Below are 17,913 nucleotides of genomic sequence, written 5' to 3'. Positions count from 1 at the left end.
TCATAAAAAAACTCTTTATGATACAACATTTTGGCAAAATTCTCTACCAATTTTCACACCCATTTCATCACATTAAATCATTTTATGGCGAAACCAGCGACCCCATCATTTCCATCACAAGCGACAACACTGCCGTATTAAAGAAAAAGGACAATACACTATGAAACGTCCCCACACGACGGAGTTTTTTACTGGTAAATGAGACATCAGGCACGCCCCCTGTCGCCCCAATACCCAACGCAAAATACAAAAAATCTCAATAATCAGGGTTGTTTTCATAAGGAAAATCAAGCGGATATTTATCGTCATGAGTGGCATCATAATAACCATGGGCATAATACAAGGCAAATAAAGTATGGATAAACAACCATGAGACAATGAGCGTACCAAAAGTGATGCAAAGATGTAAGGTGGAAGAGCCAACCTTCATACTGAGCACTGATACGCATCTCATTAATAATGGCAATCATACTAATAAAAGACGTGATTAGTATCAAAATAAGCATGATGCGTTTGCGTTCATACTGCTCATGAACTCGTTTTTTGATGTCTTCGGAGTTCGTTGTAATGAACATTCTAAGTGCCAGTAGCAAATACGCCACCAAAAAGCTGTCCCACGCCAACAAATACACCGTCTCCATGTTAATGCTTGGCACAAACCGCTTTAAAAAACGCACATCAGACAAAGAAAAATACACACAAATAGCGACAATGATTGAGATAACAAGGTTGATGTTATCCCGAAAAAAGTCATAGATTTTATAAAGCAAGGTGCCTTTTTTGGGAGTTTTGATGTTAAATATTGGCATGGGTGTGTTCAAACAAGCAAAAAGCCAAAAATTATAACACAAGCCTTGTTTTGTCATGTTTGCTTTTTGTAGCGTGCTTAGCTCATCAGCTGTGGAAATAAGGTTCTAAGTCCATTAATCAAAATCTCAATCGCCACCGCCGCAAGTAGCATGCCCATAATACGACTTAGGATGTTAAGCCCTGTATCACCCAAAAAGCGACTGATTTTACCTGCCGCCATGAGTGATGCATAACAAAACACACTAATGCACAGCCCCGCCGCCAAAATCATGCCTACTTCAAACACGCCTTTGACTTGGCTGGAATAAATGATGACCGTTGAGATACCGCCTGGCCCTATCATCATCGGGATGGCAAGGGGTACAACCGCTGACGCTGTCAAGGATGAGCTAACTTCCACTTCTTCTTCGTTAGGCTTGACAGGGTTGCCACCGCCATTCATCATGTTAATGGCAATCAAGAATACCAAAATCCCACCTGCTACCTGAAACGACCCCACCGAAATGCCCAGTACTTTTAGCAGGCTTTCACCTAAAATGGTAAAAAAGACAATGCCAATAAACACCGTCACACAGGCGATTTGGGCGACTTTTTGGCGGTCTTTGGCAGGATAACCTTTGGTTAGGTTTAAAAAAAGCCCCAAGGCACTAAACGGATTTATGAGCACCACAAAGGCAAGAATGATTTTGATGAGTTCGGTATCCACAAGATATCCTTGATGTCATTGTCATGGCAAAAGGCGTATTTTATCATGACTTCTATGTTTTTCCTATGGCAATCATCACAGAGCAATTATCCACAAAAATAGGACGCACCCAAATACGTCCTATTTATCAACCATAAACTTTAATATCAGTCAAAAATTTGCCCGATGATTTGCAGTGGCAAGGTGACTACATCAAAAGCGGCGGCGAAAGGAAACAGCACCAGTTTTTCAACAGAACTGCTTTGCCCTTCACGGTAAGCCGTGGTTTGCTCGTTGGTGTAGATGGTGACAGGGTAGGCTTTACTCAGTGCTTTTAGGCTGGACTGATTGCTCACGGCAGGATAGGTATGACCTTTTAGGGGAATATCAAAGCAGTAGCTTTGAGCCCCAAGATTCGATTCGCTGTGATTGGTGCATTCTTTGACACCATTTTGCAAAAAGAAGTTTAGCTCTTCGTTGGTCACTTCGGCTTTTAACTTGGTGTATCTAAAGGCAAGTTCACCGGTAAAACTGCCGTCATTATTGGCAGAATAAAAGTCCAAGCCTTTGGTAAGGCTGATATGGCGTGGATCAAGGCGAGTGATGAGATTGTTGAAGCGAGTCCCGCCTTCAACCAACACATAACTGTTACGCTGACCGACAATCACGACCGCATCCGATGGGATGTTGGGTAGCTTTAATGATGGCTTACCAAATGCCACAACGACGTCATTGGTTAGTACCCTCTTTTGGGTGGTGGTATAAGTACCGCCTGAGTCCTTTTCTAACAATGCACTGGTTGCACAGCCTGACAGCAGGGTTGCTGATAGGACAGATGTTAGGGCGATTTTAACCAAGCTTGCTTAGTTTTTTCATAAAACAGCCTTATATAACCAATAAAAAGGTAGATTATTTTTATAAAACCAAATAATCTACAAAACCGATTATAAATAATTTTAAAACGCCTGTAAACGCTCCGTGCAAAAATAACTTGTAAGACCATGATTTTTAAGCACTTTCGGCTTTGACACAGACCAGATTATCATGTCTATCTTTATCAACCAAATGACAGTCTGGCACAAGCGACTGATACACCGCCAAAGTCTCAGCAGTCATCTGCTCGATGGTGTATTCGTGCGTCATTGGGGGGCGAGTTTTGTTTTGTAGGTGGAATTTGACGTTTTTGCACAGAGCAAGGGCAGTTTCTTCTTTGACCAGTCCTTGGGGGTAAGTGGCTTGTAGGATGTCGGAAAATGCCCCCCTTGCCCAACCGATGACAGGCGTGCCAAGATGTATCGCTTGAATAGCGGTAATGCCAATACTCTCGGGGCGTTCGGCAAGGGCAAGCACCACATTGGCAGATGACAGCCATTCTTTCATGTCAGGGGGTCGCCGTCCGATGAACGTCACACGGCTATTTAGTCCCAAAGCGTGCAGACGTTGGACAAACTCTTCGTGGGCGACGTCTTGGTCGGTGGCGTTTGCCAAATCATCTTCCATGATGATGGCGTGGATGTTTGGGAATTTTTCTTGTAAGTTGCCCAAAATATCCACAAGCCAGTCTTGACCGTATTCATGTCCGACAGGTGTGGGAAATACGAGCCATTTTTTGTGTTCAAGTTCGGGATATTCGGCAAACACGCCATGAAGCCAATGCACGGATGCATGATGGCGATAGGGGTATTTTCGAGTGTCCACGCCACGGCGGACGCAGACGATTTTAAAGGGGAATTCTTGGATGTTGTATTCTTCTTTTTTGATGGCGAGTTTTTCTTTGAGATATTTGTCAATACTGCGAGACGCACTGATGATGACGTCAGAGAAAAACAGGGCTTTGCCGTAGTTGTTAAATGGATAAAAGCCATAGATGGTCGCCACGATTTTGGGTTTTTTGTCGTTAGGTAGCGGACGGATTGCCCAATGTAGCACCCATGCAGGCGTGCGAGAATGGACGTGGACGATGTCAGGTTCGTGTTCGCTGATGAGTCGTCTAAGTTTTAGGACGTGTACCAATGACAGCCACGATTTTTTTGCCATGGGAATGCGATAATACTCAGTGTCATCACGAAGCAGGCGAAGTACAAGCTCATCATCGGTGGTGGCAGAGCCGATGACTACGGATTCATGCCCTGCTTTGGATAGGGCATGCGTGATGGCAAAAATACCCCGTTCGGATTCATCGTGCTTTAACGATGATGATAAGTGCATGACTTTCATAGATTTTTTAAAAAGTCCAGTAGAGCGTTGGCGTGTTCTTTGGCTTTGACGTTGCGAAAACTTGCGACCATCTTCCCTGTTTTGTCAAACACGAACGTCGAACGCACCACGCCTAGGTGGGTTTTGCCGTACATCATTTTTTCTTTGATGACATCAAAATGCTGGCACAGCACCTCATCAGGGTCGCTGATAAGCCCAATACCCAGCTCTTTTTTGCTGATGAAATTCTGATGCGAGCGTACGCTATCACGAGACACACCAAGCACCACATAGCCAAGTTTGGCAAACTCATCAGACAAGACGGTAAAGTCGCTCGCCTGCACGCTACATCCTTGGGTGTTGTCTTTGGGATAAAAATACAAAATCAAGCCTTTGCCATAGGTGCCAATATACTCTGCCAAATCAATGTCTTCATTGATAAAGTCATCATCATGCTGACGCACCAGATGAACATGAAAGTTGGGTAGGCGGATATTTTCTTGGGAATTTTTCATGATGGTATTTTGCAATTTAAGAATTTAAGTAGGGTAAGAGATAATAAGATAATCCGCCTATTTTACCCAAAAATCGCCTAAATTACCAATCATAAAACAAGGCATATGTCATAAAAAAATTTTCGTTAATATTTGTAAAAATTGTAATTATACGGTAAAATTATCCGCTATTTTTTGAGCAATTTAAGATAAGGCGATTTATGTCTTTGCTTTCTTTTTTTAACATCAATGAACGTGGCTCAACGGTACGCCAAGAAGTCATCGCAGGCTTGACCACGTTTTTGGCGATGGTGTATTCAGTGATTGTCGTGCCGGGGATGCTCGCTGATGCTGGCTTTCCTGCCGAGTCGGTCTTTATCGCCACGTGTTTGGTGGCAGGGTTTGGTTCTATTTTGATTGGCGTATTTGCCAATGTGCCAATGGCAATCGGCTGTGCCATTAGCTTGACGGCATTTACCGCATTTAGCTTGGTGCTGGGTCAAGGCATTAGCATTCCTGTCGCCTTAGGGGCGATTTTTTTAATGGGGTTGCTGTTTACGCTGATATCGGTCACAGGCATTCGGGCGTGGATTTTAAAGAACCTACCCAGTTCTATCGCTCATGGCGCGGGGATTGGCATTGGCTTATTTTTGCTACTCATCGCTGCCAATGGCGTGGGGCTTGTCATCAAAAATGATGCAGGACTGCCTGTCAAGATGGGCGAGTTTACCTCCTTTGGGGTCATCATGTCGCTCATCGGTCTGGCGGCGATTGTCGGTCTTGAAAAACGTCAGGTCAAGGGCGGTATCCTATGGGTGATTATCGCCATTACCATCATCGGGCTGATTTTTGACCCGAATGTCAAATTTGGCGGTTCTATTTTTAAACTACCAAGTTTTGGCGATGAGTCGCTGTTTGGGGCGATGGATATCATGGGGGCATTAAATGCGGCGGTGTTGCCTGCGGTGTTTGCCCTTGTCATGACGGCGGTGTTTGATGCCACAGGGACGATTCGTGCGGTGGCGGGGCAGGCGGGTCTCATTGACAAAGACGGGCAAATCGTGGGTGGCGGTAAGGCTCTCACGGCAGACTCGGTGTCATCACTCATGTCGGGTGTGTTCGGTACCGCCCCTGCGGCGGTATACATCGAGTCGGCGGCAGGTACGGCAGTCGGTGGTAAAACGGGGCTGACAGCAGTGGTCGTGGGCGGTCTGTTCTTGCTCATGCTGTTCTTTCAGCCATTGGCATTTTTGGTGCCAAACTATGCCACCGCCCCTGCACTCATGTATGTGGGACTACTCATGCTAAGTAACGTCTCAAAACTGAATTTTGATGACTTTGTGGAGGCGATGAGCGGACTTATTTGTGCGGTGTTTATTGTTTTGACTGCGAACATTGTTACAGGTATCATGTTAGGCTTTGGCTCGCTCGTGCTGGGTCGTGTCATCTCTGGTGAGTTTAAAAAGCTTAACATCGGTACGGTCATCATTGCCATTGTCTTGGTGGCGTTCTATGCGTTGGGTTATGCCATTTAGATTTGGGTGCGGTCACAACAAAAACCATTTGCCATGCGGTGAATGGTTTTTTGTTGGTGTTATTAATAGTATTAATGGTTTGATGGATTTACAAGCTTTATTTGCTATGCTACAATCAGAATCGTTTTTAAATATTAACTGGGAGTAAATTTATGTCTGATTTGACCGACATCAAAGAAGTATTACAGCAGTGTGCAAGTGTGCCGATATCGTTACTAGATGGCATTGGTTATGATGGCGAATGTGATTTGGTGGCGGATGTGCTGTTTCCTGTGCTGGGTTGGGACAGCGATAATAACTATCAAACCCCTGCCGATGGGCAATTTATGGAATACATGGAGTGGAAAGAGCCTTATTTGGATTTTGACAAATTCGCTTTGATAAAACAGCGTGGCATTGCCATTGAAGATGAGTTTTTGGAGCATTATGCCCAAATATGTGGCGATGACGATGATGAAGATGATTTTGATGGTACTGACATTAACATGATGTTTGATGCCATGATACAAAAACAGATGGCACGATTTGAAGCCATGCGTGAGCTGTTTTTTAACTATTTTAATGAACAATTAGCAGGGCATGGGCTAAAATTGGTGGAGCTTGGCTCGCATGAAAATGCCTTTTTTCTACTGGTTCATGATAATGATGATGAGATCAAAAAGCTCACTGATGTATTTGCCAATTATGATGTGGCGGTATCGTTGGGTTGATGGGTTTGTCTGATTTTGGCTTTATGGCTAACGAGCTTGATATTTGTCACGAGCTTGTGAGGGCGTGTTCATCACGCCCTTTTTTAATGGTTTTATTCTTACCGTTCGCATATCATTGAGCTTGTCATGATTTTAAAGATTTGGCTAAACATCATCTGCCAATGCCAGCAGATACGTTCGCATGGCAGGCAGTTCGTCATGGGGAATGTTATTGAGCCACGCCCCGTCCACAGCACAGCGTATGATGGACAGACGTGGGTCGCTGTCGGTGCTTGCGTGGGTTTTGATTTTTTGGGCAAACCAATTTATCCACAACTCATTCATCTGGCTGTCAGCGGTCATCGCTCGGATAAGTCCCGCCCAGTCGCTTTGTAGTCCAATCTCTTGGTTGTCAAACATTACCCGCACATAGGCTTTGGTAAACACTCCCATCTCGGTGGGGTGTGCGTTCATGTCGGCTAATATGGCGGTATTGATTTGGGCGATGAACAGCTCTGCCACGCTGGTGATGAGTTCGTCTTTGGATTTGAAATGATGAAACAGTCCGCCTTTGCTCGTGCCTGCCATGTCCGCCACTTTTTGCATGGACAGATTGCCAATGCCGACATCTAGCATGAGATTTTTGGCACAGACTAGGATGGTGTGGCGTAACAGCTCGGGGTTGTTTTTGCGTTTGTTGGTTTTGTCATCAGGTGCAGGCGTGGGAGTGTTGGTGTTAAATAAGTCGTTCATGAGAATCTCTTGGGGTTAAAATAAAAAATAATTTTGAAAGCTAATGAGCGGTGGCGGATGAAAAGACATTCATAATCACCACACCCGCTACAATAAAAGCCATGCCGATGATGGCAGGCGTGTCTAAGGGCTGTTTTAGGATAAATATGCCAATCAAGGCGGTCAAGACAATGCCCACGCCCGACCAAATGGCATAGGTCATGCCAAGGGGAATGGCCCTGACGACATGAGACAGCAAATAAAAAGCGATGGCAAAACAGGTCAGCGTGATACAGATGGGGATGAGTTTGCTAAATCCGTCTGATTTTGCCAAAAAAGTCAAGCCTGTCACTTCGCTGATGATGGCAAGGGCGAGCAGGGCGTAAGCGATAGAGAGTTGCATGATGATTTAAATGTTAAACATGATAAATAAAACCGACTGGTCGGTCTTTTATATTTTACAAGAAGCCATGACCAAATGCAAGTTTTTTAATTTATCCTTGCTTCATTCTCAACTTAAAATGGTAACTTATCGATTGTCTATGATTAGTTTGGATATACAAGGGGCGAATTTCAATTTGCCCCTTGATAAATCAAGCACTTATAAAAAATTGAGAATGGGGTTTATCCTTGCGTTGGTTTATTTTGATAACGGGTGGGGTCAGGAACACCTGCCTGCACAAAGCCTTGATGACGTAGCACGCAGCTGTCGCACTCGCCACAGGCTCGCCCGTCACTATCGGCACGGTAGCATGACACGGTTTGGGCATAATCCACACCCAGTGATAGCCCAAGCGTTAGGGTCTCGGCCTTGGATAAGTGCTGCAAGGGAGCGATGATGGATAGGCGTCTGCCTGCTCGCCCTGCCACGGTGGCAAGATTTGCCATGGTCTCAAAGGCACGAATGTAATCGTCTCGGCAGTCAGGATAGCCCGAGAAATCAACCGAACTTACCCCGATGATGATGGCACAGGCTTCGGTCACTTCTGCCACGGCTAGGGCATAGGATAGAAAAATGGTGTTACGAGCAGGGACGTAGGTGACAGGCACAGCATCACTGTCCGCTTGATAATCAGGCACATCAATGCTGGTGTCGGTCAATGCCGAACCGCCAAGCTGAGCGATATCAATGTCAATGATACGGTGTGACACGCCAAGTGTTTGGGCGATGGCGGATGAAAACGCAAGCTCGCTTGAATGCCGCTGCCCGTAGCGAAAACTGATGGCGGTAATCTCTTTAAAAACCGCTTTCGCCCAATACAGACAAGTGGTGGAGTCAAGCCCCCCTGAGAGCAAAACGACCGCTTTTTGGCGGGCAAAATCATCAGAATGGGGAATGTTAAGGTTATTGTTATCGGGGCAAAATGTCGTCATGAACTACAAACCATGCAAAGAATCAAGCAGTCAATTTTAGCATAAAATTCAAAAAATCGTTCAATTTTAATAGGGTGTATTAAGCCTTTACAAACCCATTTACATTTTAGAAAGTTTAAGAAATAAAATGATTGTGTTTACCCAAACAATTTGCTACAATTTGCCAGAAAAACAAACCTTTTGTTTTTCATTGGTCTTTTTACATCTCGCTTATCTTTTGGCTCACCAATGAAAACCCTCCTAGACAATTTCTTTAAATTATCCGCACACCATACCACCGCCAAAACCGAACTCATCGCTGGCATTACCACATTTTTTACCATGGTCTATATCGTCTTTGTCAATCCGTCCATTTTGGGCGTGACAGGCATGGACACACAGGTCGTCTTTGTCACCACTTGCCTTATCACCGCCTTCGGCACGATAGCGATGGGACTGTTTAGCAACTTACCCATCGCCCTTGCTCCTGCCATGGGGCTTAATGCCTTTTTTGCATTTGTGGTCGTCTCCAAGATGGGCTATTCGTGGCAGACGGGCATGGGGGCGATTTTTTGGGGGTCGGTGGGGCTGTTTTTGATGACGATTTTTCAGATTCGTTATTGGCTCATGGCAAGCATTCCTTTGGGACTGCGCGTGGGTATCAGTGCAGGCATTGGGCTATTTATCGCCTTGATTGGTTTTAAGAACATGGGGCTGGTCGTGCCTAATGAAGCCACGCTTGTGACAGTGGGCAACCTACATTCGCCCACGCTACTGATGGGCGTGCTTGGCTTTTTTATCATTGTTGTCATGGCAGCCAAAGGTCGTCACTCTGGGGTATTGGTCTCTATCGTGGTGGTTACCGCTCTTGCTCTGATGTTTGATGACAACGTCAAATTCTCAGGAGAAATTCTCTCACTACCCCCTGCTCTCACGCCCGTGGTCGGACAGGTGGACATCATGGGAGCATTGGATGTGGCGTTGTTTGGGGTTATTTTCTCATTTATGCTCGTGAACCTGTTTGATTCATCAGGCACGCTCATTGCGGTGGCGGACAAGGCAGGTTTTGCCGACAAAGACGGTAAATTCCCCAAAATGAAACAAGCCCTGCTCGTGGACAGCACCAGTGCCATGGCAGGGTCATTCATGGGAACATCCGCCATTAGTACCTACATCGAAAGTGGTTCGGGCGTGTCGGTCGGCGGTCGCACGGGACTGACTGCCGTGGTCGTGGGCGTGCTGTTTTTACTTACCATTTTCTTCTCGCCACTTGCCAGTATCGTGCCTGCTTATGCCACGGCAGGTTCGCTCGTGTTTGTGGGGATTTTGATGGCGAGCAGTCTCATCAAAGTGGAATGGGATGATTTGACCGAAGCCACGCCTGCCTTTATTACCACTGCCATGATGCCGTTTACTTACTCCATCACCGAAGGCATTGCTTTTGGCTTTATCAGCTACTGCGTGATGAAGCTTGCCACAGGTCGCTACAAAGAAATCAACGCTCCTGTTGCGGTAGTTGCCCTATTGTTTATTATTAAATTTGCGTGGGTGGGTTAGGTGCGTGTATTCTTTTATAAAAAACCATCAATAGAATGCTTTCCAAACCCAGATTTTTGTGGATTTTTAAAAACTTCAACCCTCGGGCGTGCCTGCCTTTGGTATTCGCAATGAAAATCACGAAAAATCGCCCGTTTTTTAAGGGAAATCGCAGGCTGCGAGTCTTTTATCAGACAAGTTTTTGACACAGAAAAACAATCCGACCACTTAATTTAAAGAAATTAAGGTAAAAATTTAAAGAAACTAAGGTAAAAACTTGAAAATTTACACGATTAAGTGGTCGGATAGCCATTTTTCATGCAAAAATTGATTGAAATTTTCAAGTTTTCATCTTATTTTATAAGAATGTTCTCAATGTTAGGCACGCCCTAGTATTCACAAGGATTTATACTTAGTTTGAAAAGAGATTTAATGGTAAGCATGCCCAGCCTACACCATAAAATCTCTGCCCAAATATACTCTTTGCACCAACTCATTTTGTAAAATATCACTGGGCGAGCCTTGGGCGATGATGTTGCCTTCGGAGACGATATAAGCCTTCTCGCAGATGGATAAGGTCTCACGCACATTATGGTCAGTAATCAGCACGCCAATGCCCCGCTGTTTTAGGGCGGTGATGACCTCCTTGATGTCACCCACCGAAATGGGGTCAACCCCTGCAAACGGTTCATCTAATAAGATAAACTTAGGGTTGCTTGCCAATGCTCGGGCTATCTCACAGCGACGACGTTCGCCCCCTGACACACTCATGCCCAGAGAATGCCGTACGTGCCCCAAATGAAACTCGCCAATAAGCTTTTCAAGTTCGGCAAGTTGGGCGGATTTATCCAAATCCTGACGGGTCTGCAATATCGCTAAAATATTCTGCTCAATGGTCAGCTTACGAAAAATAGATGCTTCTTGGGGTAGATAGCCAATACCTGCCTTGGCACGCTCATGCATGGCTTTTTTGGACAAATCAGTATTGCCCAACATGACTTGCCCTTTATCCATCGGCACAAGCCCGATAACCATATAAAAACTGGTGGTCTTACCCGCTCCATTAGGCCCTAAGATACCCACCACTTGCCCTTCGTTTATCTCAAAAGAGACATCTTTGACCACCCAACGCTGTCCATAGCGTTTGCCCAAATGGTGCATGGCAAGCGTGGTCATGGGCGAACACCTGTTTGACTGTTGGACTCGCTTGGCGGAAACACCAACTCCACACGGCGACCACCGCCAGCATTGGCTTCCACATCGCCCAGTTTTAGACTATAACGAATGGTATTGCCCGAAAAACTCGCCCCTGCTTGGGTCAGCTTGGCATTACCTGTGAGCGTGATGATACCTGTCACGGCATTATAGTCAATCTTATTTGCCTGCCCCTTGGCAAGACCCTTTTCTTGAGTGACAACTTGTTGCATGGTTGCAGGGCGACCTGTTGCTAGGGCAGTTTTAATACTGCGTTTGTCATCTAGGTTTAGCGTGATGTTATCGGCGGTGATTTTGAGCGTACCTTGCTCGATGATGACATTGCCCGAATAACTAGTTACGCCTGTACGCTCGCTGTATGTCGCTTTGTCAGCAAGCAGACGAATAGGCTGACTGGCGTCCGATGGCAGAGCATGGGCGGATAACGCCATACTCATCCCTGCCACAAAAAGTAGGATTTGGGCTGATAATAAGTGTGATGTTCTCATAAGATATCCATGATAGATGAATTAAAATAAGGGCTTGTCTTCACGCTTGGGCGGGGCAAATTCCATTTGAATGCGATAAAATTCATACTCACCTGTCTGTAAATCCCCTGTAAAACCCTGTGCCATAAAGCTGTCTTCCCCTTGGGTGACGCTGATGGGTTCACTGCTTGCCACTTGACGCTGTTTGGTATTGCCTGTTAGTAGATTGCCTTTGATGATCATATCAGGCTTGGTGTCATCGCCTTGTCGCACCAACACAAAGCCTTCTTTTAATAACAAATCGCCCGTGGTCTGCCCCAAACTGGCAAGGCTGGCTTCTAAATGATAAGTTTCGCTGTTTGGTGGTGTCCAGTCCATTTTGGCATTTTTCATCTCATCCACGCCTGCACTGTTTTTTGCCAAACTGTCCGCCGTTAGCGTGTATTCAATCTCGCCCGTCTCAGGACTGGTCTGAACCGCCTTAATCTCGGTCACTTCATAAGAGACGGCAGGGGCAGACGGCACGGCAGGTTCGATATTGACGTCTTCTTTGTAAAAAAACCATGCCCCGACCATGAATGCCATAACACCAAGCACGCTGAGAATTTTTAGATTCATGAGTGATTATCTCTGTTTTTGAGCTTGATTATTGCCAACTTAGACATTTAGATATATTGAGCGATAAAGGCATCATAAGCTCCTTTTGCCTTTAACAACTGCTCGCACACTTCACGCACCGCGCCATGACCGCCTGATTTGATAGTTACGATGTCCGCCACCGCTTGTGTTTCGGCACAGCCATTTGGCACAGACACGCCCACGCCTGATTCACGCACGGCTTTTAGGTCAGGCAAATCATCACCCATGTACATGCATTCACTCACAGACAGTCCAAGCTCATCGACAAGGGCAGATAAAGCGGTAAATTTGTCATCTCGCCCCTGCACCACATGGTCAATGCCCAACTCATCGGCGCGACGTGCCACCATGGGCGAGCTTCTACCTGTGATGATGGCAAGGATAATGCCCTGCTCTTTTAATGCCTTTAATCCCACACCATCTTGGACATAAAAGGCTTTGGTCTCTATCCCATTGGCATCATAGATGATTTGCCCGTCTGACAAAATCCCATCCACGTCCATGGCAAAAAGTTTGACCGCTTGCAATCGTTTGGTTAAGTCGCTCATGCTTTTCCTTTTGTTGTTTTACAAATTTAGCTTACGCCTGCTTTTAGCAAGTCATGAATGCTAATCACGCCTGCAAGCCTACCGTTGTCCAGTACCAATAACTGACTAATGGCATGCTCATTCATCAGCGTTAGGGCATCAGACGCTCGCATCTCGCCCGTGGTATGCTTAGGGTGCTTGGTCATGAGCGTATTCATGGGGGCCGATAGCGACACGTTATCCGCCAGTTTACGCCGTAAATCGCCATCGGTAAAAATACCCACCACATCATCACACTCATCAACCACCACCGCCAAGCCCAGTCGCCCCCCTGTCATCACAAGCAAGGCTTTATCAAGACTGGTATCGGCTCGCACCATGGGCAGGTTCTCGGTGTGCATGACATCCTTGACACGGGTCAACAGTTTACGCCCCAATGCCCCTGCTGGGTGCGACAAGGCAAAATCATTACTGGTAAAACCCCGAGCATGCAACAGTGCCACCGCCAACGCATCGCCCAGTGCCAGTGTGGCGGTCGTGCTTGATGTCGGTGCCAGTCCGAGCGGACAGGCTTCTTCAAAATTACCAAGGGTCAAAGCGATATTGGCAGATTTAGGTAAAAACCCACGACGGTCACGGCTAATACTAATCAGGGGAATACCCAACTGTTTGACGACAGGGATAAGCATTTTAATCTCATCGGACTGCCCTGAGTTAGAAATGGCAATCAGTACATCGCCCTGTACCAGCATACCCAAATCGCCATGCCCTGCCTCCCCTGGGTGCATAAAAAATGCAGGCGTGCCTGTACTTGCCAATGTCGCCGCTATCTTACGCCCGATATGTCCACTCTTGCCCATGCCTGTCACCACGACACGCCCCCGACACGCCAAAATCGCCTGACACGCCCGCACAAAACGCTCATCAAGCTCATCTTTAAGCAGTGTCAATGCCTCTTGTTCGGTGTTAATGGCGGTCAAGCCCACGCTGATAAAGTCAGTATCAAGATCGGCTGTGTTTGGGGTTTGGTCGTTCATGAGTGGCGGATGGTTTGTAAAATAAAATGGGTATGATACCATATTTGGCGATGTTTTATGGTAAATTTTTATCAAACTGCGATAGCTTTTATCATAAAAGCTTTTACCACAAAAAAGCCCACATCATGTGAGCTTTTTATGGTTAGTTACCACGAGCGACATCATTCATCATCATTGGTTTTGTCAAACCCTTGGCGGTCAAAGGTGCTGTTGTCAAAGGCTTTATTATCAAATCCCTTGCCGTCAAAACCACGTTCATTTTTCTCAAAGCCTTTGCCATCAAAGCCACGCTCTTCAAAACCCGAACGTTCAAAGCCTTGATTAAAGCCCATGCTTCCTTGTGGATAGCCACCACGTTCAAAGCCTTGATTGCCACCAAAACCTTGGTTTGGCGGAGTGCGAGTAAAGCCACCCACAGGACGGGTTGTGCCTGCCCCACCGCCAAAGCCTTGACGGTCAAAGCCTGCATTAGGATAGCTTGTACCTTGATAGTTACTGCCACTCATCACGCCCACCGATGACGGATAGCCCGTACCTGTGCTAGGGGTTGCACCATCTGTGCGTGGGTTGCGAGTGGGGACAACGGTAGAAATGGCATGCTTATAGACCATTTGGCTGACGGTATTTTTAAGCAATACAACATACTGGTCAAATGATTCAATCTGACCTTGTAGCTTGATACCATTGACCAAAAAAATAGACACAGGAATGCGGTCTTTACGCAGAGCGTTTAGGAAGGGGTCTTGTAGGCTTTGCCCTTTTGACATTGTTGTTCTCCAAAATTAACACAAGAAAAAAGCAACCAACGGTGCTTGGAAAAATACGTTAAAAATTACGCCAAAAGCTCATTTTGTGCGTCTTTCATGCTTGCAAATGAAAAAATCCGTTGCTGTGATTGGGGGTCGCTTGTTATGCTAGCCTTTGTTTTATTCATTTCATTGGCGTTTATAAATTGGGGTAAACTGGTCAGTTGTCTTTGCCATGTTGATTGGCGTTTTGCCAGTTGCCTTGTTGCATATAATGCCTTATTTTTTATGTCTTGGCAAGCCATATCATGCATATTTTGCCCTTTTGTTACAAAATTCTTGCCATTTTCGGCAGTCATTTTGTTGTTTTTTTGTAAATTTATAGCAAATGCTTGCCAAATGGGGGAGATTTGCATAATCTCATGGTCGGTTATCGCCAAAAATTCCAATACCTGCCGATAGCCCACGCACCGCATGGACGGCATATCAGGCGTTAGGTCGGGGTATTTTTGCAAAAGATGAATCACTTCATCAACCAGTCCCTGCTCCCACATGATGTCAAGGCGTTTGGCGATACGCTCGTGTAGCCATGCACGTTCAGGCTCTACCGATAGGGTCAGCCAATGCTGGCGTGGATTATGACAAGGGGCGACTTTGGGCGTATCTTGCCAGACGCTCATGGGTGTGCCTGTCTGCATATGCACTTCCACCGCCCTTGTGATACGCTGGGTGTCGGATATTTTTAGACGCTGACAAATCTTGGGGTCATGCGTTTGCAGATAGGCGTACAGCTCGCCAATGCCTTTATCAGACAGCCATGCCATGACCTTTTGGCGAATGGCAGGGTCGGTGTCAGGCACGGCAGACAAGCCATCAAGTAACGTCATATAATACATCATCGTACCGCCCACAAGTAGCGGAATCTTGCCCCGTGCGTGAATGTCGCCAATGAGTCGCTCCACGTCCGCCACAAAAGTTGCCACGTTATAAGTCTCGGTCGGCTTGATGACATTAACGAGATGATGTGGAAAACGGACAAGCTCATCATCGGTCGGTTTTGCCGTGCCGATGTTCATGTCCTCATAAATCAGGGCACTATCCACCGAAATCAGCTCAAACCGCCCTGTATCAAATAATTTAAACGCCAAGTCGGTTTTACCGCTGGCGGTGGGGGCGATAAGCGATAGGACGGTGTTATCGGGTAGGGATTTATAGTATAAATCAGTCATTCAATAATTATCCGATGATATATTTATTGGAAAAATTAGTATAAGATATGGTTTAGTTTTATAAAATACTGCTAAAACTATGAATTAACAATAATACCATAAATCCAAATTTAATAAAGCAATAACCCGCCTTTATCCATGCTTTATATTTTATCAATGATATTAATTTGATAAAAATAAAAAGCACCGCCAAACTTATCAAACCTATAATAATATGTCGTTTGATTTTATAATAATTCTTGTCGCTATCGGATCTAGTAGGGTTGGTAAGAATTTTTTGATATAAAGGACTTTCTTGGTCTATTACTCGCCCTGATACAAAATGATAATGATAAACTTCAATATCTTTAAATTCTGGATATGCTGATCGCTTACCAAATAAGATAGGCATAGGCTCTCTACCATTATTTAACTTTTTGGCTTTTAATAATACCAAATTATCCATAAGAATATCTTTTGACTTATCATACTCATCACCAATTTTATAACAAGGAATATTGCCGTCATCAATATGAAAAGATTGGTAAATTTTAATATAAGCCGAATGTTTAAAATCCGCTCGCCATTTATCATTGGTTTGCCATAAGGTAATTTTACAAGTATTAGTATCTTTTTGGTGAGCAGAAAATATCATTTGAGTATTTGGATTGATATCGGTATTTTGCCAAATAAGCTGATTACGATATTCATCATCAAAAATAAGCTGATTGATAAACAAACTGCCAATCAATAGTCCCACGCTCAACATTACGGCATATACTGCCATGATGATACCGTGTAGCCATAAAGGCAATGGCTTTTTTGTCTGATTAGCCTTTTGCAAATAGGGCGTGACATTCATTACGCAAAATCCAAATCCATTCCAACAATCTCTACCACCCGACTTTCATCAGCTTGTCTTGTAATGTTTATCGTTATATCAGGCTTTGGCAAAATGCTCTCGGCACGGCTTGCCCATTCAATGATGACCAGTGAATTTGGCTCATCAAAATATTCAAAAAACCCAATAAAATCCAGCTCTTCTGGGTCATTTAGCCGATATAGGTCGGCATGGTATACAGGCTTACCATTGATATTATAAGGCTCAACTAGGGTATAAGTTGGGCTTTTTACCGCCCCTGTATGCCCCAATGCACGCAAAAGATAACGGGTAAAAGTCGTCTTGCCCGCCCCCAAATCGCCTGATAGCCACAGACTGCCTGTGGGATTGGTTTTGGCAAGGGCGTTGGCAAGGTGCTGGGTGTCGGTTTCGTTTTTTAGGATTAAAGTTTTCATTCTTCACGTTCAATTTTAGAAACAGGAAAAGCCATTCTCAATGGTGTATTTTGCAATTCAAAAAATCCATAACTTTGATAAAATGATTTTGCCTGTTCATCTTTGGCATCAACAATCACAAAAGCCACACCAATCAACTCAGCTGTTCTTTTTGCTCGCCGTAGGGCGTGTGCCAACAAATCAATACCGATTCCCATGCCTTGATAATTTTTATCAACCGCCAAACGCCCAATCAATATGCAAGGTATGGCAGTATGTGGTGATTGATTTTTTAATTCATCAGGACTGTCCGATTTTTGTATTTTATCCGCTGATAAGGTGTAAAATCCAATGACACAACCATTTTCATGACTAACATAAATAACCGCTTCCTGTCTTTTTGCAATTTGACTGGCAAGTTGTTTAATAAAACGATTTAATATGTCATTACCACAGTCAAATAAAAACCTATCGTGATTTTTATTTAACGGTTCAAATACCAATGAATGCTTACGATTTATCAAGTTCATAACCCCGAGCAATTAACGCTTTCATTTTTTCATTTGGCTCTGGGGGATTATTTAAAAAATCCATCATATTATTCCACTCTTCATCAGTCAAATAAATACCTTTGTCTTTATCAACTATTTTTAAAGCGGTTTGATAGGCTTGCTCAGTAATAAAATCACTCAATGGCATACCAACAATTTGACTTGCTTTTTCAATAATCACTTGCTCACTAGGAGTAATGTCTAACACTATCATAGTT

Annotated in this window: 22 protein-coding genes and 1 pseudogene; 3 read left to right on the top strand and 20 right to left on the bottom strand. The window is 44.8% G+C overall.

Going from position 1 to position 17,913, the window contains the following annotated elements:
* Positions 1-82 precede the first annotated feature (82 nt).
* The 6 genes and pseudogenes from LP107_RS06050 to LP107_RS06025 form a co-directional block, all read right to left on the bottom strand.
* Positions 83-430, bottom strand: a pseudogene (locus LP107_RS06050) (DUF1345 domain-containing protein).
* The gene (locus LP107_RS06045; protein ID WP_158079625.1) at positions 318-809 is read right to left on the bottom strand and encodes a DUF1345 domain-containing protein; all 492 of its coding nucleotides are present in this window, start codon (positions 807-809) and stop codon (positions 318-320) included. The pseudogene LP107_RS06050 and the gene LP107_RS06045 overlap by 113 nt, the downstream one beginning before the upstream one ends.
* A gap of 77 nt (positions 810-886) precedes the next feature.
* A complete protein-coding gene (locus LP107_RS06040; protein WP_029102168.1) occupies positions 887-1,516 on the bottom strand; it encodes a MarC family protein in 630 nt (209 codons plus the stop codon).
* Between the two features lie 146 nt (positions 1,517-1,662).
* Entirely contained in the window at positions 1,663-2,352 is a 690-nt protein-coding gene (locus LP107_RS06035; RefSeq protein ID WP_264675879.1) for a YidX family protein, read from the bottom strand.
* A 151-nt stretch (positions 2,353-2,503) separates the two neighbouring features.
* Positions 2,504-3,712 carry a glycosyltransferase gene (locus LP107_RS06030; RefSeq protein ID WP_112742335.1) on the bottom strand — a complete coding sequence of 403 codons (1,209 nt, stop codon included), beginning with the start codon at positions 3,710-3,712 and terminating at the stop codon, positions 2,504-2,506.
* Positions 3,709-4,206 carry a peroxiredoxin gene (locus LP107_RS06025; protein ID WP_410173919.1) on the bottom strand — a complete coding sequence of 166 codons (498 nt, stop codon included), beginning with the start codon at positions 4,204-4,206 and terminating at the stop codon, positions 3,709-3,711. The genes LP107_RS06030 and LP107_RS06025 overlap by 4 nt, the downstream gene beginning before the upstream one ends.
* Before the next feature lie 200 nt (positions 4,207-4,406).
* Between LP107_RS06025 and LP107_RS06020 the strand changes: the two genes are divergently transcribed.
* Entirely contained in the window at positions 4,407-5,720 is a 1,314-nt protein-coding gene (locus LP107_RS06020; protein ID WP_078273755.1) for an NCS2 family permease, read from the top strand.
* 152 nt (positions 5,721-5,872) lie between these two features.
* The gene (locus LP107_RS06015; protein ID WP_264675880.1) at positions 5,873-6,430 is read left to right on the top strand and encodes a hypothetical protein; all 558 of its coding nucleotides are present in this window, start codon (positions 5,873-5,875) and stop codon (positions 6,428-6,430) included.
* Positions 6,431-6,574: 144 nt separating this feature from the next.
* Here the strand turns inward: LP107_RS06015 and LP107_RS06010 are convergent, their stop codons facing one another.
* The 3 genes from LP107_RS06010 to queC form a co-directional block, all read right to left on the bottom strand.
* Entirely contained in the window at positions 6,575-7,162 is a 588-nt protein-coding gene (locus LP107_RS06010) for a TetR/AcrR family transcriptional regulator (RefSeq protein WP_078273757.1), read from the bottom strand.
* A gap of 40 nt (positions 7,163-7,202) precedes the next feature.
* Positions 7,203-7,544: a DMT family transporter gene (locus LP107_RS06005; protein ID WP_420832148.1), complete on the bottom strand. Its 342-nt coding sequence runs from the start codon at positions 7,542-7,544 to the stop codon at positions 7,203-7,205.
* Between the two features lie 221 nt (positions 7,545-7,765).
* Positions 7,766-8,515 carry a 7-cyano-7-deazaguanine synthase QueC gene (gene queC / locus LP107_RS06000; RefSeq protein WP_078273759.1) on the bottom strand — a complete coding sequence of 250 codons (750 nt, stop codon included), beginning with the start codon at positions 8,513-8,515 and terminating at the stop codon, positions 7,766-7,768.
* A 228-nt stretch (positions 8,516-8,743) separates the two neighbouring features.
* Between queC and LP107_RS05995 the strand changes: the two genes are divergently transcribed.
* Positions 8,744-10,051 (top strand): NCS2 family permease, encoded by a 1,308-nt coding sequence (locus LP107_RS05995; RefSeq protein ID WP_078273760.1) that lies wholly within the window; start codon positions 8,744-8,746, stop codon positions 10,049-10,051.
* A gap of 429 nt (positions 10,052-10,480) precedes the next feature.
* Here the strand turns inward: LP107_RS05995 and lptB are convergent, their stop codons facing one another.
* From lptB to LP107_RS05940, 11 genes are all read right to left on the bottom strand, one after another.
* Positions 10,481-11,206, bottom strand: a complete 726-nt coding sequence (gene lptB, locus LP107_RS05990; protein ID WP_078273761.1) for an LPS export ABC transporter ATP-binding protein — start codon at positions 11,204-11,206, stop codon at positions 10,481-10,483.
* Positions 11,203-11,682, bottom strand: a complete 480-nt coding sequence (lptA, locus tag LP107_RS05985; protein WP_410173938.1) for a lipopolysaccharide transport periplasmic protein LptA — start codon at positions 11,680-11,682, stop codon at positions 11,203-11,205. The genes lptB and lptA overlap by 4 nt, the downstream gene beginning before the upstream one ends.
* Positions 11,683-11,754: 72 nt before the next feature.
* Complete coding sequence (gene lptC, locus LP107_RS05980) at positions 11,755-12,330, bottom strand: LPS export ABC transporter periplasmic protein LptC (RefSeq protein WP_078273763.1); 576 nt, start codon at positions 12,328-12,330, stop codon at positions 11,755-11,757.
* Between the two features lie 47 nt (positions 12,331-12,377).
* Positions 12,378-12,899, bottom strand: coding sequence for a KdsC family phosphatase (locus tag LP107_RS05975; protein WP_078273764.1), 522 nt, complete (start codon positions 12,897-12,899; stop codon positions 12,378-12,380).
* 26 nt (positions 12,900-12,925) lie between these two features.
* On the bottom strand, positions 12,926-13,915 hold the full coding sequence (locus tag LP107_RS05970) for a KpsF/GutQ family sugar-phosphate isomerase (RefSeq protein WP_078273765.1): 990 nt from the start codon (positions 13,913-13,915) through the stop codon (positions 12,926-12,928).
* 161 nt (positions 13,916-14,076) lie between these two features.
* The gene (gene hfq, locus LP107_RS05965; RefSeq protein WP_078273766.1) at positions 14,077-14,682 is read right to left on the bottom strand and encodes an RNA chaperone Hfq; all 606 of its coding nucleotides are present in this window, start codon (positions 14,680-14,682) and stop codon (positions 14,077-14,079) included.
* Between the two features lie 65 nt (positions 14,683-14,747).
* A complete protein-coding gene (miaA, locus tag LP107_RS05960) occupies positions 14,748-15,890 on the bottom strand; it encodes a tRNA (adenosine(37)-N6)-dimethylallyltransferase MiaA (protein ID WP_112742337.1) in 1,143 nt (380 codons plus the stop codon).
* A 58-nt stretch (positions 15,891-15,948) separates the two neighbouring features.
* Entirely contained in the window at positions 15,949-16,731 is a 783-nt protein-coding gene (locus LP107_RS05955; protein WP_112742338.1) for a hypothetical protein, read from the bottom strand.
* Positions 16,731-17,165 (bottom strand): tRNA (adenosine(37)-N6)-threonylcarbamoyltransferase complex ATPase subunit type 1 TsaE, encoded by a 435-nt coding sequence (tsaE, locus tag LP107_RS05950; RefSeq protein WP_112742339.1) that lies wholly within the window; start codon positions 17,163-17,165, stop codon positions 16,731-16,733. Before tsaE ends, LP107_RS05955 begins: the two co-directional genes overlap by 1 nt.
* On the bottom strand, positions 17,162-17,674 hold the full coding sequence (locus tag LP107_RS05945; RefSeq protein WP_112742340.1) for a GNAT family N-acetyltransferase: 513 nt from the start codon (positions 17,672-17,674) through the stop codon (positions 17,162-17,164). Before LP107_RS05945 ends, tsaE begins: the two co-directional genes overlap by 4 nt.
* Positions 17,655-17,909 carry a type II toxin-antitoxin system TacA family antitoxin gene (locus LP107_RS05940; RefSeq protein WP_029102153.1) on the bottom strand — a complete coding sequence of 85 codons (255 nt, stop codon included), beginning with the start codon at positions 17,907-17,909 and terminating at the stop codon, positions 17,655-17,657. The genes LP107_RS05945 and LP107_RS05940 overlap by 20 nt, the downstream gene beginning before the upstream one ends.
* Positions 17,910-17,913 lie beyond the last annotated feature (4 nt).

Origin of the sequence: Moraxella bovis, assembly GCF_025985205.1 — a bacterium.
GTDB lineage: Bacteria > Pseudomonadota > Gammaproteobacteria > Pseudomonadales > Moraxellaceae > Moraxella > Moraxella bovis.
This window is presented reverse-complemented; position numbering and strand designations above follow the sequence as displayed.